This window comes from Propioniciclava sp. MC1595, from assembly GCF_017569205.1.
In the GTDB taxonomy this organism is placed as follows: Bacteria; Actinomycetota; Actinomycetes; order Propionibacteriales; family Propionibacteriaceae; genus Propioniciclava.
This window is the reverse complement of sequence record NZ_CP071870.1, coordinates 490068-510906: the sequence shown is the minus strand read 5'-3', so window position 1 is coordinate 510906 and position 20839 is coordinate 490068. Positions and strand designations below refer to the sequence as shown.

Here is a 20839-nt window from a genome sequence, read left to right as displayed (position 1 = left end):
GACTCCTCCCGCCCCGACCGCCGCGGCCGGGCTGGGGCCGCGGTTCAGGCGTCCCGTGACCCCTGCGGGAGCGTGACGCGGGCCCGCGGCCGGGCCGGGCGCGACGGTGGCGGCACGACGGGGCCGATGTCGCCGTCGGGGGCCAGGTCGAGGTCGACGATGACCGGGGCGTGGTCGGAGGGCAGCTTGCCCTTGCGCGCCTCGCGGTCGACCCAGGCCGCCTTGGCCCGGGCGGCGACGGGGGCCGAGGCCAGGATGAGGTCGATGCGCATGCCGAGGTCCTGGTGGAACATGCCGGCGCGGTAGTCCCAGTAGGAGAACACCCGCTCGTCGGGCCAGCGTTCGCGCAGGACGTCTACGAGGCCGAACGCGGCCACGGCGTCCCGCTCGGGCGGGGTCACGTGCGTGTGCCCGACGTAGGCGGCGGGGTCGAAGACGTCGGCGTCCGCGGGAGCGATGTTGATGTCGCCGCACAGCGCCACGTCGTCGGGCCCGGCGGCGACGGCGGCGCGGAGGGCGTCCAGCCAGGTGAGCTTGTAGGCGTAGTGGTCGGACGCCACCTCGCGCCCGTTCGGCACGTACAGCGAGTGCACCCGGACGCCCCCGCAGGTCGCGCTGATCGCCCGCGCCTCGGCGCGGCCGTCGTAGTCGGGCTGGCCGGGGAAGCCGCGCTCGACGTCGTCGAGCCCGACCCGGGAGAGCAGGGCGACGCCGTTCCACTGCCCCTGGCCGTGGTGGGCGAAGGTGTAGCCGCGCTCGGCGAGGGGGTCGGCCAGCAGGGTGGCGAACGCCTCGTCGGTCAGCTTGGTCTCCTGCAGGCAGACCACGTCCGGACGCCGCTGTTCCAGCCACGGCAGGAGCCGGGGCACGCGTTGCTTGACGGAGTTGACGTTCCACGTGGCGATCCTCACGCAGCGAGGTTACCCGTGTGCGAATGTTCTCGTCAGAAGCATGAGAGGCTGGAACCACGGCGGCGACAACGCCGTCCTACGAGAGGAGTTCTTCCATGTCCAGCCACGCCGAGAGTCGCGCCTGCTTCTACAGGAACCTCGAATCGATGGCGGGGATCGCGCCCGAGGCCGTCCAGGCCTTCATGGGCCTGCACCAGGCCACCATGGCGCCCAAGTCACTCGACACGAAGACCAAGGAGCTGATCGCCCTGGCCATCGCGATCGCGGTGCACTGCGACATCTGCATCGACTGCCACGTCCACGACGCCATCGAGGCCGGCGTCTCGCGCGAGGAGGTCGCCGACGTCATCGCGGTGGCCATCCTGATGGGCGGCGGCCCGTCGGTCGCGTACTCCACGAAGGTGCTCGAGGCGTTCGACGAGTACACCGGCGCCTGATCCGGGCGGGGTGGGCGATGATGGAGCCCCCACCGGAGGAGGATCCATGGCGTTCACCCCGTCGCTGGCCGCGAACGTGCTCGGCGAGCCCCTCGAGGCGTGCGGCTTCGACCCCGTCACCGGGTTCTTCCGCGACGGCGCCTGCCACACCTCGCCCGAGGACCTCGGCAGCCACACCATCTGCGCGGTGATGACCGCCGACTTCCTCGCCCACCAGCGCGAACTGGGCAACGACCTGGTCACCCCGAGGCCGGAGTACGGCTTCCCCGGGCTGCGGCCGGGCGACCGGTGGTGCGTCGTGGCGTTCCGGTGGCTGCAGTCCGCGGCGGTCGACCGGGCGGCGCCGGTGGTGCTGGCGTCCACGCACCTGCGCACGCTCGAGGTCGTCGACCTGGCATTCCTGCAGCGCTGGGCGGTCGACGTCCCCGACGACCCCAGCTCCTTGATGTGAACAGCCCGCGTGACCGAGGGGTCACGCGGGCTGTCGCACCTGTCCGGTCAGGACGCCGGCGGCGCCTGCGGGTCGGCCGGCGGCGGGGTCTGCTCCGGCGGGATCTGCATCTCGGGGTCGGCCGGTGCGGCCGGGTCCTGCGGCAGCGGGTTGTTGGTGTTGTTGGGCAGGCCGAGCTGGCCCTCGACCCAGTCGCCGGCCTGGTCGACCTGCGCGGAGTACTTGCCGCCGGTCTTCTGGTCGACGAAGTCCTCGACCTTGTCGATGAAGCTGCGGGCCTGGTCCGGGTTCTGCTGGGCGTAGTCCATCGCCTTGTCGACGTACTCGCCGGCGTTGCCGAACTGCTGGGGTTGGTCGGTCATCCGATGGTCCTTCCCTGGACTTCAGGTCATCCCCACCGTGGCCGGTGGAGGTGGCCCACGCTAGCGGGCACCCGCCCCGAACGGAATGGGCCAACCCATTTCAGCAGCCGGGTTGACACTCCCCGCGCCACGGGATTACATTTCTGCCACGGCATTTCTCGCCGATTCTCGAACCATGAAAGGTGGTGGTCACCGATGATGATCCGCATCAAGGCCCTCGGCGCCGACACGACGTTCGCCCTCGCCGCGACCGCCTCCTCGGTTCGGCTGCTCCCCCGAGGTTGAGCGCACACCACGCCTGACAACGGCCCCCCGGTGGGGCCTGCCTCCTGACCGTTCAGGCTCAGGGGGTGCGTGGCTGACGTGCCACTCGCTACAGGGCCGCCCTCAGCGCTTCGCGGCGACCACACGGTCTCCGCGTCCCGATGGAATCCCATTCATTGCCCCGCGAACAGACGCATTCGCATGCCATTCTTCGTGCGCCTTTTCGCCATTTCTTCACCTGTATTCGGCGACCCCTTGGAGGGAGGTTCCACCATGCACTGGTTCGCCATCGTGTTCAGCGCGCTGCACCACCTCTTCGCCGGCGCGCGGGACGTCCCGGCCCACGGGATGCTCGAGCGCGTCCACCCCGAGGCCCTGTGGCTGCTGCGCAACCGCTAGCGGCCGCACCACCCCCACCGCACCCGTCGGAGGCTCAGCCCTCCGACGGGTGCGTCATGTCCATGGGGACCACCCAGGCGTCGAACTGCTCCTCGGTGAGCTTGCCCGACCGCAGCGCGGCCTCGCGGAGGGTCGAGCCGGTGGCGTTGGCGTCCTTGGCGATGGCTGCGGCGGCGTCGTAGCCGATGTGGCGGTTCAGCGCCGTGACCAGCATGAGGTTCGAGGCGAGGTTGGCCTCGATCCGCTCGGTGTTGGGCTCCAGGCCCGACACGCAGTGCTCGTCGAACGACGCGGACGCGTCGGCGATCAGCCGGATCGACTCCAGCACCGCGTGCGCCATCACCGGCTTGAACACGTTGAGCTGGAAGTTGCCCTGCGAACCCGCGAAGGCGACGGTGGCGTCGTTGCCGAACACGCGTGCCACCACCATCGTCACCGCCTCGGACTGGGTGGGGTTCACCTTGCCCGGCATGATCGAGGACCCCGGCTCATTCTCGGGGATCCGCAGCTCGCCGATGCCGTTGCGCGGCCCCGAGGCGTACCAGCGCACGTCGTTGGCGATCTTCATCAGCGCGCCCGCCAGCGTCCGCAGCGACGCCGACACCTCGACCAGCGAGTCGTGGGCCGAGAGGGCGGCGAACAGGTTGTCGGCCTGCCGGAATTCCAGCCCGGTCTCCGCCGAGATCTTCTCGGCGGCGCGGCGTCCGAACTCGGGGTGGGCGTTGAGGCCGGTGCCGACCGCGGTGCCGCCGATGGCCAGGTCCCGGGCCCGGGCGTCCGCCGTACGCACCCCCTCGAGCGCGAAGTCGAGCTGGGCGACCCACCCGCCGATCACCTGGCCGAGCGTCACGGGGGTGGCGTCCTGCAGGTGGGTGCGGCCGACCATCACCACGTCGGCGTACTCGGACGCCTTGGCCGCCAGCGTGGCGCGCAACGCCTCGACCGGGGCGTAGAGCCGCCCGTTGAGCTCGGAGACGACCGCGATGTGCATCGCCGTCGGGAACGTGTCGTTGCTCGACTGCCCGCGGTTGACGTGGTCGTTGGGGTGCACCGGGTCCTTGGAGCCGCGCTCGCCGCCGGCCAGTTCGATGGCGCGGTTGCTGACCACCTCGTTGACGTTCATGTTCGACTGCGTGCCCGACCCCGTCTGGAACACCACCAGTGGAAAGTGCTCGTCGAGGTCGCCGGCGATCACCTCGTCGGCCGCGCGCACGATCAGGTCGGCGACGTCGCCGGGCAGCTCGCCGAGCTCGCCGTTGGCCTGGGCGGCGGCCTTCTTGAGCACGCCGAGCGCCCGCACCATGGCCCGGCCCCACACGAAGGTGTCGCGGCCGATGTCGAAGTTGCCGATCGAGCGCTGCGTCTGTGCGCCCCAATAGGCGTCGTCGGGCACCTCGATGGTGCCCATGCTGTCCTTCTCGGTCCTCATGACTCGTCCTCCTCGAAGTCGGGGTCGGGTTGGGCGCCCAGCGTGCGGGCAGCCTCGATGATCTTGCGGGCCAGCTCGACGTCGCGGCGGCTCAGCCCGCCGACGTCGTGCGAGGTCAACCGTACGTCCACGTGGTCGTAGCGCAGGTCGACGTCGGGGTGGTGGTCGGCGGCGTCGGCGTCCCGACCGATCGCGACCACGAACTCGACGCCGGTGGCGAACGACCCGGTGTGGAAGCGGGCGCTGGCCACGTCATCGGCCACCCGCCAGTCGGCGACACCCTCCTGCGCGGTGAACTCGTCAGCGGTGATGGAATCCTTCATGCCTCATCATCCGTCGCCGGGGCGGTTTGGCCAAGGGGCCCGGGGCCGATGCCCCGGGCCCCTCGGCTCGACTGTCGCAGGAACACCTGCACGCTCAGAGCAGTTCAGCGACCTGCTCGGCGTCCAGCGTGCGCGGTTGACTGCCCCGCAACAGCAGGGCCAACTGCGCGGTCACCTCGAGCTCCTCGGCCGCGTTGACCGCCGCCACCAGCGACGACCCGGCGACCAGGCTCCCGTGGTGGGCGAGGATGACCGCCGGGCCGCGCCGTGCGGCGTCCCGGATCTCGTCGACGACGTCGGCGCTGCCCGGGCGGAAGTACGGCACGACCGGGACGTCGGCCCCCACCCGCATGACGAAGTAGGGCGTCAACGGCGGGATCAGGGGCTCACCCGGCACCCACAGGCAGCTCAGCGCCGTCACGTGGGTGGAGTGGAGGTGGACCAGCGCGCCGGTGTCGGGACGCGCCTCGTACACCGCCTTGTGCATCGGGATCTCCTTGGAGGGGGGATCCCCCGCCGTGTGGACGAAGTCCTCGTCCAGCACCGACAGGCGGGCCGGGTCGAGGCGTCCGAGCGACGAGTTCGTCGGGGTCATCAGGTACCCGCCGGGGATGCGCACGCTGATGTTGCCGGCGCTGCCCACCGAGTACCCCCGGTCGAACAGGCTCCCGGCCAGCGCCACGACCTGGTCACGGGTGTCCATGTTGTCCATAGGTCCTCCACACCACTCACATGAAGATATCGGCCACGAGGATGGCCACGAGCGAAGTGGCCCAAGCCACCGTCGTCGGCATCGACCAGGTCAGCAGCTGGTGCTTGACCTCCTTGACCCCCAGCATGCGGTTCACGACCCAGAACAGCGAGTCGTTGAAGTAGCTGAAGATCATGGCACCCAGGGTGGCGGCCTGCGCGGCCAGCACCATGTTCACGTCGGGGATCTGCGCCAGGATCGGCGCGGACAGCGACGCGGACGTGATGATGGCAACCGTGCCCGACCCCTGCACCAGGCGCACCATGGTGGCGATGAAGAACGGGATCAGGATCGACGGCAGCGGCAGGCCCGCGACCCACTCGCCGATGTACTGGCCCACGCCGCTGTCGCGGAGCACGGCCCCGAGCGCGCCACCGGCACCGGTGACGAGCAGGATGATGCCCGCGGTCTCGATGCCCTTCTCCATGGTCTCGACCGTGTCGTGCCGGTTCGTGCCCCGGGTGAGGCCGTAGATGGCGATGATCACACCGAGCCCGACCGCGATGACCGGGTTGCCGATGAAGGACGTCGTCGCGACGACCCAGTCCGGCAGCGCACCCTCGTTGACGCCGGCCCAGGCGGCCACACCGGTGTTGAGGAAGATGAGCAGGATCGGCGCGACGATCGGCAGCATCGAGAGGAACAGCGAGGGCAGTTCCTTCTCGCGCTCGGCCGCCAGCTCGTTGAACTCCGCCAGCGCCTCGGACGCCGAGACCAGCGGCTCGCCGGTGTCGACCTCGATCATCTTCTCGATGCGGGGGCCCATCACCCGGGCGTACAGGGTGACGGTGATCAGGGCGGGGATGGTCAGGATCACGCCCCACAGGATCATGTCGCCGACCGGCACGCCGTAGATGCCCGCGGCACCCAGCGGGCCGGGGGTCGGCGGAACCGCGTGGTGGGTCAGCACCATGCCGCCGGCCAGCGCGATGCCCAGGGTGAGCACCGAGCGGTTCGCGCTGCGGGCCAGCGCCTTGACCAGCGGGTTGAGGATGACGAAGGCGCTGTCGACGAAGATCGGGATCGAGATGATGTAGCCCGCACCCGCCAGCGCCCACTCCTCCTTGCGCTTGCCCAGCCAGCGGATCATCGACAGGGCCAGGCGCTCGGCGGCGCCCGACACCTCGAGGATCGCGCCCATCATCACGCCGAAGCCGACCACCAGGCCGATCGTCGACAGCGTCGAGCCGAAGCCCGTCGTGATGGACTTGATGGCCGCATCAGGGGCCATGCCGGCGCTCAGCGCGGCGATGGACGCCGCGACGACGAGCGCGATGAGCGCGTGCACCTTCGTGCGCAGCACCAGGAAGATCAGGACCGCGATCGCGATGACCAGGCCGATGATGGCGGTCGGTCCGACCACGGGGGTCTCCAACAGGGTCAGCATGACGACTCCCCTCAGGCCTGCGGTGCGAACTCGTCGCGGTACTGGCGGACGGCGTCGGTGAACGAGGCGTCCCGGACGAAGCCGAGGGCCAGCGGGCGCTCGACGTCGAAGTCACCGGGCCAGGAGCAGACGATGTCCATGATCCGGGCGTCCTCCTCGTGGCTGACCAGGGCGCGGGCCTCAGCGCCGCCGACCTCGGTGAGGGCGTCCAGCATCGCACCGACGGTGACGGTGACGCCGGGCACGTTGATGGTGCGCCACTGACCCAGGTCGTCGCCGTCGACGACGAAGGCGTGCACCAGGTTGGCGACCGCGGCGTCCGGCGACGACAGCCACATGCGGGTGTCGAGCGGCACCGGGCAGGTGGACGGCTCGCCGTTCAGCGGCTCGCGAATGATGCCGCTGGCGAACGAGGACGCCGCGGAGTTGGGCTGGCCGGGGCGCACCGAGATCGTCGGCAGGCGCAGGACGCGACCGTCGACGAAGCCCTTGCGGGAGTACTCGTTGACGAGCAGCTCGCCGATGGCCTTGAGCGCGCCGTAGGTCGACTCGGGCCGGGTGGCGAGCGTCTCGGGGACGACGTCGGGCATCGTGCCCCCGAAGACGGCCAGCGAGCTGGTGAAGACGAAGCGCGGCTTCGTCCCGCCGGCGCGGCAGGCCTCGAGGAGCGTGCGGGTGCCGTCGACGTTGACCTGCATGGACAGGTCGAAGTCCACCTCGGAGCCGCCGCTGAGCACGGCCGCCAGGTGGTAGACGCCGACGGTGTCGTCGCCGACGACCTCGCGCAACAGCTCGGGGTCGGCGATGTCGCCCACGCGGGAGACCACGCGCGGGTCCTCGACGGGGCAGGGGGCGAGGTCGAGGGAGACGACCTCGTCGAAGGCGACCGGGAGCGAACCCCGGTCCTGGGCAGCCAGGAGCTGCCGGATGACGCGGCTGCCGAGGAATCCGGCGCCGCCGGTGACGATGACCTTCATCGAGCACCATCCTTTCGGTGGGTTGACCGGCACGAGGGCGCGCCGGGGTCTGATGGGGGGTGGGAACTGGGGGTTGGGGGCGGGTCAGGGAGCCGGGCCCGGCGGGCCGCGCTCAGCGGGCCGGGTTCAGTCCGCGGGGTCCACGAGGACCACTTTCAGGCCGGCCTCGCGGAGGGAGTCCCGCGCCGCCTCGGACAGGCCGCTGTCGGTGATCAGCGCCTCGAACCGGCCGAGCTTGACCGATCGGTGCGCCATCACGCGGCCGTACTTGGAGCTGTCGGTGACCAGATAGGTGGTGGTGGCGTGGTCGACGATCGCGTCCTTGACCGTGCGCTTGGCGGCGCTCGCGATCGAGGTGCCGCGGGCGTCGAAGGCGGGGGTGGACAGGAACGCGACGTCGATGTTGAACCGCCCGATCGCGTCGGCGACCAACTCGCCCTCGGTGGACAGGTTGGCCCGGTCGACCTGGCCGGCGGCCAGGTACAGCTCGCTGGTGGACCGTTCGGCCAGCAGGCGGGCGATCACGAGGTCGTTGGTGACGACCACGAGGTCGGCCCGGTCGGCGATTTCCTCGGCGATGGCCAGCGTGGTGGTGCCGGCGTCCAGGAAGACGAGGTTGCCGGGGCCGACGAACTCGGCGGCTCGCCGGGCGATGGCCCGCTTCTCGCCGGGCCGCAGTTCGGCCTTGGTGGCGTGGCTGTCGTCGAGCGCCAGGCGGGACGGCAACGCCACCCCACCGGAGACGGAGCTGACCCGGCCCTGCGCCTCGAGGGTGGCGATGTCGCGGCGGACCGTCATGTGCGACACGTCGAGCAGCGTGACGAGGTCGGCGATGCTCGCCGTCCCCTGCTCGGCCAGGACGCGCAGGATGGTCCGCTGGCGCTCGACGGGGATCACGACTGGCCCCGGTAGGCGTCCAGCCAGCCCAGGCCCGCGGTGGTCTCGCCGGCCGGGTTGTACTCGCAGCCGACCCAGCCGTCGTAGCCGACCCGGTCGAGCGTGGCCAGCACGTACGGGTAGTACAGCTCGCCGCGGTCGGGCTCGTGCCGCTCGGGCACCGAGGCCAGCTGCACGTGGCCGATCCGGTCGGCGACCGCCTCGGTGAGGTGGGTGATGTCGCCGTCGGTGAGCTGGGCGTGGTACAGGTCGTACTGCAGCTTCACGTTGGGGCGGTCGATCTCGGCCAGCACGTCGAGCACGTGCGCGACGCTGGGCAGGAAGTAGCCGGGCACGTTGTACGGGTTCAGCGGCTCCAGCGTGATCAGGACGCCGTCGGCTGCGGCCCGCTCGGCGGCGTACCGGACGTGCTTGACGTAGCGGGCGCGGTGGTCGGCCGAGTCGGGGTCGGCCAGGCCGGCCATCAGGTGCAGCTTGGGCACGCCGAGGGCTCGCGCGTACTCCAGCGCCTGGTCGACCGAGGCCAGGAACTCCTCCTCGCGGCCCGGCATGGCGGCCAGGCCCTTCTCGCCGGCGTCCCAGTCGCCGGGGTAGAAGTTGAACAGGGCGATCTCCAGGCCGTGCTCGTCGAGCCGCGCCTTGATCTCGCCGGCGGGGTGGGCGTACGGGAACAGGAACTCGACGGCCTTGAAGCCGGCACGGGCGGCGGCGCCGAAGCGGTCGAGGAAGTCGACCTCGGTGAACATCATGGACAGGTTGGCGGCGAAGCGGGGCATGGTGGCTCTCCTGGTTTCTCGGGCGGGTCAGGCCTGGGCGCGGGTGAAGAAGTCGACGTCGCCGAAGTTGCCGGACTTCAGCGCGAGCTCGGTGCGGTCGTCGAGCGAGCGCACCCACGGCACGCCCGGCGCGATCTGCGGGCCGACGTGGAAGCCGTCGACACCCAGGGCGGTGGTCACCGACCCGGACGTCTCGCCCCCGGCCACGACGAAGCGGCGGACGCCGGCGGCCGACAGCTCGCGGGCGAGCCAGCCGAACAGCGCCTCGACGGCCTCGGACACCTCGGCGGCCCCGTGGGCCTCCTGCAGGCGGCGGACCTCGTCGGGCCCGGCGGTGGCGTACACCAGCGGCGCGGGCTCGGCGGGCTGGGCGAGCACCCAGGCGAGCACCTCGGCGCGGTACGCGTCGGGGTCGGCGACGAGGCGGTCGACGTCGACCGACAGGGCCGGGGCATCGGCGCGGTAGGCGGCGACCTGCGCGTTGGTCATCACCGAGCAGGAGCCCGACAGCACGACCGTCCGGCCCTCGACCGGCTGCCACGGCGCCGACTGGACGCCGTCGGTCCCGGTCGCCAGCGCGCGCGCGACGCCGGCGCCCAGGCCGGACCCGCCCGTGGTCAGCGGCAGGTCAACGGTCGCGGCTCCGATGGTGGTCAGGTCGACGTCGGTGAGCGTGTCGAGCACGGCGTACCGGACGCCGTCCTCCGCCAGGCGCGCGAGGGCCGCGCGCGTGGCGTCCGGCCCCTGCTGGATGACGGCGAACGGGACGACGCCCGCCCGGCCGGAGCTCTGGGCCTCCATGACGCGCACGAGGTTGGGGTCGGTCATCGGGGTGACCGGGTGGTTGCGCATGCCGGATTCGCTGAGCAGCACGTCGCCGACGAACAGGTGGCCCTGGTAGACGGTGCGGCCGTTGACCGGCAGCGAGGGGCAGATGACGGTGAGGTCGGCGCCGAGGGCCGCCATGAGGGCGTCGGTGACCGGGCCGATGTTGCCGGCCGGCGTGCTGTCGAAGGTCGAGCAGTACTTGAACAGGATGCGCTCGGCGCCGGCAGCGCGCAGCGCGTCGAGGGCGGCCAGGCTCATGCTGACGGCCTCGTCGGCGGGGATCGAGCGGCTCTTGAGGCTGACCACGATGGCGTCGGCCTGCGGCAGCGGGCCCTCGGGCACACCGTTGACCTGCACGGCCGACAGCCCGTTGGACACCAGGAAGCCGGCGATGTCGGTGGCGCCGGTGAAGTCGTCGGCGATGACGCCGAGCCGAATCGTCATGTGAACTCCTCGTTGAGAACGCGCCCAGGCTCCCGCCAGGCTAAACTTTTCCTAACGATAGATCACAAAACTTCACACAGCAAGGGGTTGCCAAACCTCTGCGGGGCAGTTCGTCAGCGGTTGCGGGTGCTCAGCACGCAGAATTCGTTGCCCTCGGGGTCGGCCAGCACGGTCCACGTCACGGCGGCGTCGTCCTGGCCCACGTCGACCCGGGACGCCCCGAGGTCCAGCAGGCGGGCGATCTCGGCGTCCCGGTCCTGCGACGTGTGGGGCGCGAGGTCGATGTGCAGCCGGTTCTTCACCGTCTTGCCCTCGGGCACCGGCACGAAGACGAGGCCCTGGCCGCGCGCCATCCACTCCTCGACGTCGTCGACCGGGTCCTCGCTCATCCCCTTCGGGATCGCGACGGCCTCGTCGGGGGTGTCGTAGACGACGTCCCAGTCGAGGGCCTGCGCCCACCAGTGCACCTGGGCCTGCGGGTCGTGGCAGTCGACCACGACGGTGTACCACTTCAGGGCCATGTCACTCCCCCTCGTGCCGGTGCTCGGAGCCCGGCGTGCCGTCGGTGCGCGCCCACGCGCAGACCAGTTCGTCCTTGGCGCCGAACGTGACCAGGTGGCGCCCCACCACGCCCTCGAGCCGGTCGCGCGCCTCGGCGTCGTCGGCCTCCAGGCCCATCAGCAGGACGCCGTCGCCCGCGGCCAGCGTCACCCGGCCCGAGCCGAAGTCGACCCAACCCTCCTGGGCCTGCTCGTCCCACTCGGCGGCGACCTTGCGGCCCAGGTGCGAGGCGAGCTGCTTGGCGTAGCGGCCCGGCCGGTCGGTGGCGACCGAAGCGGTGCTGGTCATCTGCGTCACGGGGCAAAGCTACCCCGCCGATTGGCCCACCAGAAGGGGTTCCCTCCGCGGCCGAGGTGTGCAAGTGTGGCTTGGCAAGCACAAATGCAACGGAAGGGATGACCATGAAGACCGCGAAGGACCTGATGACCTCGCCGGCCGAGTGCCTGGCCCCCGACGAGACGCTCGTCACCGCAGCACGCATGCTCAGCAAGTACGACGTGGGTTCGATGCCCATCCTGGACGGCGACACGCTCGTCGGCGTCGTCACCGACCGCGACATCGTGGTCGAGGCCATCGCCAAGGGGCTCGACCCCAAGGACACCCCGGTCAGTGCCATCGCGAGCACGAACGTGGTCACGATCGAGGCGTCCGCCCCCGCCGAGGAGGTGGCCGCCCTGATGGCCGAGCACCAGGTGCGCCGCCTCCCGGTTGTCGACGGCGGCAAGGTCGTCGGTGTGGTGGCCCAAGCCGACGTCGCCCGCGAGCTCGACGAGGGCACCACGGGCGAGGTCGTGGAGGAGATCTCGCAGTAGCGTCACACGGGGGGCGCCCACGCGCGCCGTGCGAGGATGCCCCGCGTGACGCACCACCGGACGGGCCTCGGCTGGCTCGTGCTCGCCGGCGTGACCTGGGGCACCTCGGGCACGCTCGGCGTCCTGCTGCGCGGTGAGTCGGGGCTGGCCCTGTTGCCGGCGGGCGGGTACCGCATCCTCGTCGGCGGCCTGCTGATCCTGGGCTTCGTGCTGCTCACCGGGCGGCTGCGGCTGCCGAGCACGGCGTCCGCGTGGGGCCGGGTGGCCGCGCTGGGCTTCGCCTCGGGGCTGTACCAGGTGACGTTCTTCTCGGCGATCGGCTTCGTGGGCATCGCCGTCGCGACGCTCATCACGATCGGGTCGACCCCGCTGATGGTGCTCACGATCGAGGCGCTCACCGGTCGGGTCCGCCTCACGGGACGCCTCGCGCTAGCCCTGGGCGCGGCCCTGGTCGGGCTGCTCCTGCTGGCAGGCTCGCCGCCGGAGGGGATCGCGTTCGGCGACGCCCTGATCGGGGCGGGACTGTCGCTGGTGGCCGGGGCGTCCTTCGCGGGCATCTCGCTGCTGGGCGCCAACCCCGACCCGGACTTCGACGACGCCACGGGCACGGGTCTGGCGTTTCTCGGCGGCGGGGCCGCGGTGCTGGCGGTCGCCACCCTCTTCGGACCCATCGGCTTCACCATCACCCCGCTGTCGCTGGTGCTGGTCGTCGCCCTGGGGCTGGTCCCGACGGCCGTGTCCTACCTGTCCTACCTGCGCGGGCTGCGCACGCAGTCGGGCACGATCGGCTCGCTGGTCGCCCTGCTCGAACCGGTGACCGCGACCACGCTCGCCGCCCTGGTGTTCCGCGAGTGGCTCACGCCGCCGGCGGCCCTCGGCGCCGCACTGCTGCTGTCCGCCGTCGTGCTCACCACGCTCGGCCCCCGCTCCGCGGTGCCGCGTGACACGATGGAGCCCGAGCTGCATCCCTAGGGAGGTTCCCATGGTCGACGTTCCCACCCGGCCCGCCCCCGACCACCCCTGCCCCACCTTCGCGCGGCCCCGCTGGGCCCTGCTCGACGGCGCGTGGGACTTCTGCGAGGGCCACCCGAACGACACACCTGCCGACTGGGCGTGGGACCGCACGATCGAGGTGCCCTTCCCGCCCGAGTCGCCCGCCTCGGGACTGGGGCTGGAGCGCTGCGACCACCCGCGCTACCGGCGCACGTTCACGCTGGGCTCGGACATCGAGGCGCCCGGGCCCGGCGAGCGGCTGCTGCTGCACTGCGAGGGCGTTGACCACGAGGCCCGCGTGTGGGTCGACGGGCAGTTCGTCGGCAGGCACGAGGGCGGCTACACCCCGTTCACGCTCGACATCACGGACGCCCTGGGCGAGGGCCCCGGCCACGAGGTCGTCATCGCCGCGACCGACCTGGCCCGCGAACTCGAACAGCCCCGCGGCAAGCAGGACTGGCACGACCAGCCGCACGCCATCTGGTACGGCCGATCGTCGGGGATCTGGCGCTCGGTGTGGCTCGAGGTCGTGCCCGCGACCCGGCTGGCGTCCGTGGCCTGGACGACGCTGGACACGTTCGGCCGCCTCCGCGGCGACATCCGCATCGAGGGCTGGGCCGAGGACGAAGACCTGGCCGTCGAGGCGTCCTACGCCTGCATGGGGCAGCCGCTGGCCACGGTGACAACCACCGCCACCGCTGCCGCCGTCGAGGTGCACGCACGGCTGGGCAAGGCGGCGCACGCCGACACCCCCTTCCTCTACTGGAGCCCCGACCTGCCCCTGCTGATCGACATCCGGGTGCGGCTGCTGCGCGGCGACGAGGTGCTGGACGAGATCGCCTCCTACACCGGCCTGCGCCACGTGCGGGTGCGGGACGGGGTGGTCGAGCTCAACGGGGTCGCCGTCTTCTCGCGGCTGGTGCTGGAGCAGGCCTACTGGCCCGAGACCCACTTCACCGCGCCCTCCCTCGAGGCGTTGCGCGCCGAGGCCGAGCTGATCAAGGGGCTCGGGTTCAACGGGCTGCGGATGCACCAGGCCAGCGCCGACCCCCGGTTCCTGCGGGCGTGCGACGAGGTCGGGCTCATGGTCTGGGCCGACGTTCCTGCCGCGTACGTGTACACGCAACGCTCCACCGATCTGGTGGCCCGCACGCTCACCGAGCTGGTCGCCCGCGACCGGAACCACCCGTGCGTGGTCGCGTGGGTGCCCTACAACGAGAGCTGGGGCGTCCCCGGCGTGGCCGACTCGCCGTGGCAGCAGGCGGCCGTGCGCGCGGGGTACTGGCTGGCCAAGGCCCTCGACCCGTCGCGCCTCGCGATCGGCAACGACGGCTGGGAGAACGTCGCCGGCGACCTCGTCGGCGTGCACGACTACAGCCACGACCCCGAGGTGTTGGGACGCCGCTACGGCTCGGCGGAGGCGGTCGCGGCCACCCTGACCGGCGACCGGCCGGGCGGCAAGGTCCTGCTGGTCGACGCCCCTGTCGCGGGGACGCCGGTCGTGCTGAGCGAGTTCGGCGGGGTGACCCTGCGCGACGGCGACGACTCGTGGGGCTACGGCGAGGTTGCGGACGCCGAGGCCCTGGTCGAGCGGGTCCGGGCCCTGGTCGCCCGGGTCGGGACGGCGTCCGGGCTGGTGGGCTTCTGCTGGACCCAGCTCACCGACTGCCTGCAGGAACAGAACGGCCTGGCCTGGCCCGACCGGACGCCCAAGGCCCCGATCGCAGAGCTGCGGGCGGCGATCCGCGAGGAGTGACCGGCGTTTTTCTTTGAGTCGGAGAAAAGATCGCGGAATCGCTTGACCCGGCTCACTCGGCGGCGGTTGGCTTGACCCATGAGCAACCCGCACTTCCTCGACCCCGACTGGTGGCGCCACGCCGTGGTGTACCAGGTGTACCCGCGCTCGTTCGCGGACGCGGACAACGATGGGACCGGTGACGTCCGGGGCATCACCGAGAAGCTGCCCTACCTGGCCGAGCTCGGCGTCGACGCCGTGTGGGTGAGCCCCTGGTACCCCTCCCCGCTGCTCGACGGCGGCTACGACGTGGCCGACTACTACGACATCTCCCCCGACTTCGGCACGCTCGCCGACGCCGACGCGTTCATCGCCAAGGCGCACGAGCTGGGCATCCGGGTGCTCATCGACCTGGTGCCGAACCACTCCTCCTGGGAGCACCCGTGGTTCAAGGAGGCCCTGGCCGCGGCCCCGGGCTCGCCCGAGCGCGACCGGTACGTCTTCCGCGACGGCCGCGGCGCCGACGGCGAGCTGCCGCCCAACAACTGGGCCTCGATCTTCGGCGGCCCGGCGTGGACGCGCACCACCGACCCCGACGGCACGCCCGGCCAGTGGTACCTGCACCTGTTCGACATCAGCCAGCCGGACTGGAACTGGGACAACCCCGAGATCCCGGCGATGTTCGACGACGTGCTGCGGTTCTGGTTCGACAAGGGCATCGACGGGTTCCGGGTCGACGTCGCCGACGCGATGGCCAAGGACCCCGCCCTGCCCGACGTCGAGGTCGACCCGCACACCGGCCTGGGCAGCAACGACAAGCGCGTCGGCGCGCCGCAGTGGGACCACCCCGGCGTCGCCACCATCCAGCGCCGCTGGCGGGCGGTGGCCGACGAGTACGCCCACACCGAGCTGGGCGGGCGCGTGTTCGTCGCCGAGGCCTACCTCGACCCGATCGAGCGGCTGGTCGAGTACGTGCGTCCCGACCGGCTGCACACGACCTTCAACTTCGACGCGCTGGTCTCGGCGTGGTCGGCCGACTCACAGCGCGCGGTGATCGCCAAGACCGTGCCCGCGCACGAGTCGGTGGGCGCGCCGACGACCTGGGTGCTCGGCAACCACGACAACACCCGCGTCGCGACGCGGTACGGCAAGCCGACCACCGGGAGGGACTACACAGCCGTCGAGCACGAGGACGCCGCCCTCGACCCCATCGAGCTGGGTGCCGCGCTGCACGCCATGCCCACCGACATCGACCTCGGACGCCGTCGCGCCCGCGCCGCCGCCCTCCTGGAGTTCGCGCTCCCGGGCGGTGCCTACATCTACCAGGGCGAGGAGCTCGGGCTGGACGAGGTCGAGGACATCCCCGAGGAGCTGCTGCAGGACCCGGCGTGGGAGCGGTCGGGCCACCGGGTCCGGGGCCGGGACGGCTGCCGGGTGCCGCTGCCGTGGTCGGGCGAGGCCCCACCGTTTGGCTTCGGCCTGGACGCGTCCCCGTGGCTGCCGCAGCCGGCCCGCTGGGCCGACCTGACCGCCGAGAAGCAGGACGCCGACCCGGCCTCGACGCTCAACCTCTACCGGGCGGCCCTCAAGCTGCGCCGGGAGCGGGCGGACTTCCGGACCGACGCGCTGGCCTTCCACGCTCTGGACGGGGGCGACGTGCTCGCGTTCACGCGCGGTTCGGGCACCGTGGCCGTGGTCAACTTCGGCGCCGAGCCGGTCGAGTTGCCCGCCGGTGAGGTGCTGCTCAGCTCGGTCGACCTCGTCGACGGGCGCCTGCCCTCGGACGCCGCCGTCTGGCTGGCCGTCTGAGGCCAACCTCTCGTCGGTGCCTCGGGGGCCGCTCCGGGCCCGCGGTCAGGGCGTGACGCGGCGCTGCCACACGCCGTCGTGGACGATCGGGTTGAAGCCGGTGGCCTCGTTGACGGCGAGCATGGGCCGGTTCTCCTCGGCGTTCCAGGTGACCACCCGGGTGTGTCGCGGGTGGTGCTCCCGGAGTTCGACGAGGTTCACCAGCTTCATGAGCAGGCCCAGCCCGTGGCCGCGGTGGCCGGCGAGCACGACGGTGTCGTGCTGGTTCACCACGACGGCGCTGCCGACGAAGAGGCTGCTGAAGCCCACCAGTTCACCGGTGGCGCGCTCGACCGCGACCACCGTGCGGATGGTTTTGCCGCCCCCGGAGACCTGCGTCTCGAAGTCGGTGAGGCGGGCGTCGTCCCACACCTCGGGCTCGAACAGGACGCCGCCGCCGGGGGCGTCCGCCGCCATGCCCTCCTTCAGCCGGCACACGCCGGCCCGGTAGGGCTCGGGGGTGAAGCCGGACCACGCGACGACCTCGTAGCCGGGCGCCCCCGCGCGGGCGGCGGCAAGGCGCTCGTCGAGGTCGGGCAGGGCGCGCAGGTCGAGGACGCTGATCCGGTACACCTGCTCGAGGGAGTAGCCGCGCTCGAGGAGCGCGGCGACCTCGGGGTCGGCCGGATCCGCGCCGCCGTACCCGGTCGCCGCGACCACCGGGCCGGACGCCGCGGCGTCGGAGTCGCCCCGCAGGTCGGTGCGACCCTGGGCCACGGCGACGGACTCGGCGTGGTCGAGCAGGGCCTCGATCGCGGCCTTGGCCTCGCCGGCGTCGAGGCCGGGTTCGGTCGAGATGACGATTTCGGCGACGTCGGTCGCCTCCAGCTGGGGGGTGAACAGCTGCACCGTGCCCACGAGCCGGCCGTCGCGGTGCCCCACGAAGGCCTGGCGCCGCTCGTTGGCCGGGGGCTGCAGGGACGACAGCCGCTCCTCGGGGCTGCGGACGGCGACGCCGGGCCCGAACCGGGCGGCGTTGGCGCGCTCGATGTGCTCGTGGAACTCCCGGAACCGGTCGCCCCGCGGCCCCGGTTCGCCGGGGGCGTCGGGCAGGGCGAGTTCGGTGACGACCGTGCTCACCGGTGCACCCCCGGCTGGGCGCCCCCGAACCCCAGCGGCGCGGCCCCCGCGTGGCCGAGCAGCGCCCGCGTCGTGGTCTCGCGCTCGCCCATGAGGGTGTCCAGCGCGCGGGTGAGGTGGGCGTCGCCCGGCTCCTCCCCCGCCACGGCAGCCTCGAGCACGGCGCGACGCATCAGCTCCTTGGCGAAGGACGCCGTCACGCCCTCGGTGCGGCGCGCGGCGTCGGCCAGCGCGGCGTCGGAGTAGGCGATGTCGCCGGCGTAGAGCTCGAGCAGGCGCCGGCGTCCGGATGGGTCGGGGAGCGGGATCTCGACGGCCAGGTCGATCCGGCCCGGCCGCTCGACCAGCGCGCGCTCGAGGGTCTCGACCCGGTTCGTCGTGAGCAGGAAGGTGACGTCGGCGTCGGCGTCCAGCCCGTCCATGGCGTCGAGCACCTCGAAGAGCAGGGGCTTGGGGCCGGCCCCGAACGACCGGTCCTCGGCGACGAGGTCGCAGTCCTCCAGCACGACGATCGCCGGCTGCAGGTGGCGGGCGACGGCCGCAGCCAGCGACACGAACCGCAGGGCGGTGCCGGCCAGCACGATCACCGTGTGCCCCGGGCTGCGGTGGATGACGTGGCGCACGGTGTGGGTCTTGCCCGTGCCGGGCGGCCCGTACAGCAGCAGGCCGCGCTTGAGGTGCTGGCCGTGGCGGCGCAGCAGGGCGGCGTGCTCGGCGATGCCGGTCACGTGCTGGACGATCCGGGCCAGGGAGTCCGCGGGCAGGATCACCTGGTCGGCCGTCACCTCGGGCCGGGCGAGGAAGCTCATGCCGCCGGACTCGTCGCCGTACCCCGTCTCGTCGAAGGTGACCACCTGGCCGCGCAGCACCGAGTGCTCGGTGGCGAGGCCCCGCGCCTCCTCCACGAGCGCGGTCGCGAGGTCGCGGTCGGCGCAGATCACCTCGACGCTGCCGTACTCCTGGCCGAAGCGCCGGTTCGCCTGCCGCTGGAGGACGCCGACCGGCTCCCCCTTGTAGCGGAACAGCCGGACGCCGAACCCGATCGCGCGGCGGCGCTCGTCGTGGCCGACCGGCAGGCTCACGTAGTCGACCTGGCCCACGCCGAACCGGACGAACGCGGCCCCCACGAAGTCGCTCAGCGAGTGGTGGAAGCGCATCTCCCCGCCCGAGACGCCGACCTCGCGGCCGTCGGGATCGGCGGCGGCGAGCAGGCCGAGGGCGGTGTCCCAGTCCGCGTAGCGGTGGTTGGGGACCTCCTCCCCCACGATCGCCATGTCGCCGATCGGCCCGCCCAGGTGCTCGGCCACGACGGTGGCGAACCGGACGCCGTCGGTCTCGCCCACCGCGTGCTCGGCCGCCTCGGCGACGGCACGGAAGTTGCGCAGGAATCCGGACAGGTCGGGGGTGGTCTCCTCCATGACCGCAGGCTAGCGGCCCGCCCTGACAAGCGGCCGAGCCGTGGGCCGGCGTCCGGAGTGCATTTGGGCCGCGGGCCCGCCGCGCCTTACGCTGGATCGCCCCCCAGTTCCATTTCGCCGGTCAACGTCGACCCACGATGCCCCGCACGAGCGCCGAGGAGACACCCGTGACCGCACCCGCCAGGACCGAGCCCGCGGCGTCCGGCAACGCCCCGACGGGGCACCGCTCGATCATCATCATCCTGCTCGTGGCCGCCTTCGTGGTGATCCTCAACGAGACCACGATGAACGTCGCGCTCGCCAGCATCATGGGCGACTTCGGGGTCACCGAGCGCGCCGCGCAGTGGCTGACCACGGCGTTCATGCTGACGATGGCGATCGTCATTCCCGTGACCGGCTGGCTGCTGGAGCGGCTGCACACCCGCACCGTGTTCACGCTCGCCATGGTCCTGTTCAGCCTCGGCACGGCGATCGCAGCCGTCGGGCCCACCTTCGCGCTGCTGCTGGCCGGACGCGTCGTGCAGGCCTCCGGCACCGCCGTCATGATGCCGCTGCTGATGACGACGATCATGCAGCTCGTGCCGCCTCACGGCCGCGGCCAGATGATGGGCAACATCTCGATGGTCATCGCGGTCGCCCCGGCGACCGGACCCACCCTGTCGGGCCTGCTGCTCCAACTGGGCTCGTGGCGCTACATCTTCGCGTTCGTCCTGCCGATCGCGCTGGCGATCCTGGCGCTGGGGCGCGCCAAGCTGCGCAACGCCAACGAGCCGCGCCCCATCCCGCTGGACATCGTGTCGGTGCCCCTCACCGTGCTCGCCTTCGGCCCCCTCATCTACGGGTTGTCACTCATCGGCGACTCCACCGTCCCGTTCTGGGAGCCCATGCTCGCCATCGGCGTCGGCATCGCCGGCCTCATCGGCTTCGCCGCCCGCCAGTTCGTACTGCAGTCACGCGACCGGGCGTTCCTCGACCTGCGCACCTTCACCTTCGGCACGTTCACCGTGGCCCTGATGATGATGGCCATCGGCATGATGGCCCTGTTCGGGACGATCATCATGCTGCCCCTGCTGCTGCAGCGGGTGTACGGGCTCGAGCCCATCCAGGTCGGCCTGATGATGCTGCCCGGCGGCGTGGCCATGGGCGTCATGGGCCCGCTCGTCGGCCGCCTCTACGACCGCCTCGGCCCGCGCGCGCTCGTCGTGCCCGCCAGCTTCGTGGTGCTCGGCGTGTTCGTCGCCTTCTCGTTCCTCACCCCCTCGACGCCGTGGTGGCTGGTCACCGTCGGGCACATGCTGATGAGCACCTCGTTCGCGTTCATCTTCACGCCGCTGTTCACCGTGGCCCTCGGCTCGCTGCCGCGGCGCCTGTACTCGCACGGGTCGGCGCTGATCGGCACCATCCAGCAGGTCGCCGGCGCCGCGGGGACCGCCCTGTTCGTCACGGTGTTCGCGATGCAGTCGGAGGCAGCCGCGGCCGCGGGGGCGTCCGAGGCGCGCGCGATGCTCGAAGGCGCGCACTGGGCGTTCCTCGGCGCGGGCGCGGTCTGGACCGCCGCCGTCGTCGCCGGGTTCTTCCTCCGTCGCCCACCCGAGGACGAGGACGCCGACGCCGACGACTCCCCCGCCGCGTTCGCCCACTGAGCTGTCGCACCAGTCGCCTCGGGGCGTCCGAACGGCTCGGCAGGCCCCGGGTGCGAGCCCGCGTCGTTCACCCAACGTTCAGGCGGCACCCCCTTCCCAACCATGCGAGGCGC

At 72.0% G+C, this 20839-nt stretch carries 22 protein-coding genes; 8 read left to right on the top strand and 14 right to left on the bottom strand.

Annotated elements, in window-relative coordinates; translation table 11 throughout:
- Nucleotides 1-44: 44 nt before the first annotated feature.
- Complete coding sequence (locus J4N02_RS02390) at nucleotides 45-911, bottom strand: exodeoxyribonuclease III (protein ID WP_188334314.1); 867 nt, start codon at nucleotides 909-911, stop codon at nucleotides 45-47.
- 95 nt (nucleotides 912-1006) lie between these two features.
- Between J4N02_RS02390 and J4N02_RS02385 the strand changes: the two genes are divergently transcribed.
- Both J4N02_RS02385 and J4N02_RS02380 read left to right on the top strand, forming a co-directional pair.
- Nucleotides 1007-1348, top strand: coding sequence for a carboxymuconolactone decarboxylase family protein (locus tag J4N02_RS02385; protein ID WP_188334313.1), 342 nt, complete (start codon nucleotides 1007-1009; stop codon nucleotides 1346-1348).
- A 46-nt stretch (nucleotides 1349-1394) separates the two neighbouring features.
- A complete protein-coding gene (locus J4N02_RS02380) occupies nucleotides 1395-1799 on the top strand; it encodes a DUF2237 family protein (RefSeq protein ID WP_182817011.1) in 405 nt (134 codons plus the stop codon).
- Between the two features lie 47 nt (nucleotides 1800-1846).
- Here the strand turns inward: J4N02_RS02380 and J4N02_RS02375 are convergent, their stop codons facing one another.
- Nucleotides 1847-2161 carry an antitoxin gene (locus J4N02_RS02375; protein WP_188334312.1) on the bottom strand — a complete coding sequence of 105 codons (315 nt, stop codon included), beginning with the start codon at nucleotides 2159-2161 and terminating at the stop codon, nucleotides 1847-1849.
- Between the two features lie 537 nt (nucleotides 2162-2698).
- On the opposite strand from J4N02_RS02375, the gene J4N02_RS17030 reads away from it, so the two are divergent.
- Nucleotides 2699-2824, top strand: a complete 126-nt coding sequence (locus tag J4N02_RS17030; protein WP_255437243.1) for a hypothetical protein — start codon at nucleotides 2699-2701, stop codon at nucleotides 2822-2824.
- Between the two features lie 34 nt (nucleotides 2825-2858).
- Here J4N02_RS17030 and fumC read toward each other — a convergent pair whose 3' ends face one another.
- The 10 genes from fumC to J4N02_RS02325 all read right to left on the bottom strand — a co-directional run bounded on the left by fumC (nucleotide 2859) and on the right by J4N02_RS02325 (nucleotide 11485).
- Nucleotides 2859-4253, bottom strand: a complete 1395-nt coding sequence (fumC, locus tag J4N02_RS02370) for a class II fumarate hydratase (protein WP_188334311.1) — start codon at nucleotides 4251-4253, stop codon at nucleotides 2859-2861.
- Nucleotides 4250-4576 carry a 4a-hydroxytetrahydrobiopterin dehydratase gene (locus tag J4N02_RS02365; RefSeq protein ID WP_131167871.1) on the bottom strand — a complete coding sequence of 109 codons (327 nt, stop codon included), beginning with the start codon at nucleotides 4574-4576 and terminating at the stop codon, nucleotides 4250-4252. Before J4N02_RS02365 ends, fumC begins: the two co-directional genes overlap by 4 nt.
- Nucleotides 4577-4670: 94 nt before the next feature.
- A complete protein-coding gene (locus J4N02_RS02360; RefSeq protein ID WP_220492157.1) occupies nucleotides 4671-5279 on the bottom strand; it encodes an aldolase in 609 nt (202 codons plus the stop codon).
- Nucleotides 5280-5304: 25 nt separating this feature from the next.
- Nucleotides 5305-6714 (bottom strand): GntP family permease, encoded by a 1410-nt coding sequence (locus tag J4N02_RS02355; RefSeq protein ID WP_131167869.1) that lies wholly within the window; start codon nucleotides 6712-6714, stop codon nucleotides 5305-5307.
- 11 nt (nucleotides 6715-6725) lie between these two features.
- Nucleotides 6726-7691 carry a D-erythronate dehydrogenase gene (gene denD, locus J4N02_RS02350; protein ID WP_131167868.1) on the bottom strand — a complete coding sequence of 322 codons (966 nt, stop codon included), beginning with the start codon at nucleotides 7689-7691 and terminating at the stop codon, nucleotides 6726-6728.
- Nucleotides 7692-7817: 126 nt separating this feature from the next.
- A complete protein-coding gene (locus tag J4N02_RS02345) occupies nucleotides 7818-8588 on the bottom strand; it encodes a DeoR/GlpR family DNA-binding transcription regulator (protein ID WP_131167867.1) in 771 nt (256 codons plus the stop codon).
- Nucleotides 8585-9364, bottom strand: a complete 780-nt coding sequence (gene otnI / locus J4N02_RS02340) for a 2-oxo-tetronate isomerase (RefSeq protein WP_182817001.1) — start codon at nucleotides 9362-9364, stop codon at nucleotides 8585-8587. Before otnI ends, J4N02_RS02345 begins: the two co-directional genes overlap by 4 nt.
- Before the next feature lie 27 nt (nucleotides 9365-9391).
- Complete coding sequence (otnK, locus tag J4N02_RS02335) at nucleotides 9392-10636, bottom strand: 3-oxo-tetronate kinase (RefSeq protein ID WP_188334310.1); 1245 nt, start codon at nucleotides 10634-10636, stop codon at nucleotides 9392-9394.
- 113 nt (nucleotides 10637-10749) lie between these two features.
- Entirely contained in the window at nucleotides 10750-11157 is a 408-nt protein-coding gene (locus J4N02_RS02330) for a VOC family protein (RefSeq protein WP_131167864.1), read from the bottom strand.
- 1 nt (nucleotide 11158) lies between these two features.
- Nucleotides 11159-11485 carry a DUF2218 domain-containing protein gene (locus J4N02_RS02325; protein ID WP_188334329.1) on the bottom strand — a complete coding sequence of 109 codons (327 nt, stop codon included), beginning with the start codon at nucleotides 11483-11485 and terminating at the stop codon, nucleotides 11159-11161.
- 113 nt (nucleotides 11486-11598) lie between these two features.
- Here J4N02_RS02325 and J4N02_RS02320 point away from each other — a divergent pair, with 113 nt between their 5' ends.
- From J4N02_RS02320 to J4N02_RS02305, 4 genes are all read left to right on the top strand, one after another.
- Nucleotides 11599-12009 (top strand): CBS domain-containing protein, encoded by a 411-nt coding sequence (locus tag J4N02_RS02320; RefSeq protein ID WP_182816997.1) that lies wholly within the window; start codon nucleotides 11599-11601, stop codon nucleotides 12007-12009.
- Between the two features lie 45 nt (nucleotides 12010-12054).
- The gene (locus J4N02_RS02315) at nucleotides 12055-12981 is read left to right on the top strand and encodes a DMT family transporter (protein WP_182816995.1); all 927 of its coding nucleotides are present in this window, start codon (nucleotides 12055-12057) and stop codon (nucleotides 12979-12981) included.
- A gap of 10 nt (nucleotides 12982-12991) precedes the next feature.
- Complete coding sequence (locus J4N02_RS02310) at nucleotides 12992-14758, top strand: sugar-binding domain-containing protein (protein WP_188334309.1); 1767 nt, start codon at nucleotides 12992-12994, stop codon at nucleotides 14756-14758.
- A gap of 78 nt (nucleotides 14759-14836) precedes the next feature.
- Nucleotides 14837-16546, top strand: coding sequence for a glycoside hydrolase family 13 protein (locus J4N02_RS02305; RefSeq protein ID WP_188334308.1), 1710 nt, complete (start codon nucleotides 14837-14839; stop codon nucleotides 16544-16546).
- A gap of 45 nt (nucleotides 16547-16591) precedes the next feature.
- On the opposite strand, the gene J4N02_RS02300 is transcribed toward J4N02_RS02305, so the two are convergent.
- The gene (locus J4N02_RS02300; protein WP_188334307.1) at nucleotides 16592-17665 is read right to left on the bottom strand and encodes a hypothetical protein; all 1074 of its coding nucleotides are present in this window, start codon (nucleotides 17663-17665) and stop codon (nucleotides 16592-16594) included.
- On the bottom strand, nucleotides 17662-19083 hold the full coding sequence (locus tag J4N02_RS02295) for an ATP-binding protein (RefSeq protein ID WP_188334306.1): 1422 nt from the start codon (nucleotides 19081-19083) through the stop codon (nucleotides 17662-17664). The genes J4N02_RS02300 and J4N02_RS02295 overlap by 4 nt, the downstream gene beginning before the upstream one ends.
- A 167-nt stretch (nucleotides 19084-19250) precedes the next feature.
- Between J4N02_RS02295 and J4N02_RS02290 the strand changes: the two genes are divergently transcribed.
- A complete protein-coding gene (locus tag J4N02_RS02290; RefSeq protein ID WP_188334305.1) occupies nucleotides 19251-20726 on the top strand; it encodes a DHA2 family efflux MFS transporter permease subunit in 1476 nt (491 codons plus the stop codon).
- Nucleotides 20727-20839: the final 113 nt, after the last annotated feature.

Excerpts from the sequence above, each read along its gene's own strand:
- denD (WP_131167868.1), bottom strand. The coding sequence starts at position 7,691 with ATGAAGGTCATCGTCACCGGCGGCGCCGGATTCCTCGGCAGCCGCGTC.
- J4N02_RS17030 (WP_255437243.1), top strand. The coding sequence starts at position 2,699 with ATGCACTGGTTCGCCATCGTGTTCAGCGCGCTGCACCACCTCTTCGCC.
- J4N02_RS02305 (WP_188334308.1), top strand. The coding sequence starts at position 14,837 with ATGAGCAACCCGCACTTCCTCGACCCCGACTGGTGGCGCCACGCCGTG.
- J4N02_RS02355 (WP_131167869.1), bottom strand. The coding sequence starts at position 6,714 with ATGCTGACCCTGTTGGAGACCCCCGTGGTCGGACCGACCGCCATCATC.
- J4N02_RS02320 (WP_182816997.1), top strand. The coding sequence starts at position 11,599 with ATGAAGACCGCGAAGGACCTGATGACCTCGCCGGCCGAGTGCCTGGCC.
- fumC (WP_188334311.1), bottom strand. The coding sequence starts at position 4,253 with ATGAGGACCGAGAAGGACAGCATGGGCACCATCGAGGTGCCCGACGAC.
- J4N02_RS02360 (WP_220492157.1), bottom strand. The coding sequence starts at position 5,279 with ATGGACACCCGTGACCAGGTCGTGGCGCTGGCCGGGAGCCTGTTCGAC.
- J4N02_RS02310 (WP_188334309.1), top strand. The coding sequence starts at position 12,992 with ATGGTCGACGTTCCCACCCGGCCCGCCCCCGACCACCCCTGCCCCACC.
- J4N02_RS02295 (WP_188334306.1), bottom strand. The coding sequence starts at position 19,083 with ATGGAGGAGACCACCCCCGACCTGTCCGGATTCCTGCGCAACTTCCGT.
- otnK (WP_188334310.1), bottom strand. The coding sequence starts at position 10,636 with ATGACGATTCGGCTCGGCGTCATCGCCGACGACTTCACCGGCGCCACC.
- J4N02_RS02375 (WP_188334312.1), bottom strand. The coding sequence starts at position 2,161 with ATGACCGACCAACCCCAGCAGTTCGGCAACGCCGGCGAGTACGTCGAC.
- J4N02_RS02380 (WP_182817011.1), top strand. The coding sequence starts at position 1,395 with ATGGCGTTCACCCCGTCGCTGGCCGCGAACGTGCTCGGCGAGCCCCTC.
- J4N02_RS02330 (WP_131167864.1), bottom strand. The coding sequence starts at position 11,157 with ATGGCCCTGAAGTGGTACACCGTCGTGGTCGACTGCCACGACCCGCAG.
- J4N02_RS02385 (WP_188334313.1), top strand. The coding sequence starts at position 1,007 with ATGTCCAGCCACGCCGAGAGTCGCGCCTGCTTCTACAGGAACCTCGAA.
- J4N02_RS02325 (WP_188334329.1), bottom strand. The coding sequence starts at position 11,485 with ATGACCAGCACCGCTTCGGTCGCCACCGACCGGCCGGGCCGCTACGCC.
- otnI (WP_182817001.1), bottom strand. The coding sequence starts at position 9,364 with ATGCCCCGCTTCGCCGCCAACCTGTCCATGATGTTCACCGAGGTCGAC.
- J4N02_RS02365 (WP_131167871.1), bottom strand. The coding sequence starts at position 4,576 with ATGAAGGATTCCATCACCGCTGACGAGTTCACCGCGCAGGAGGGTGTC.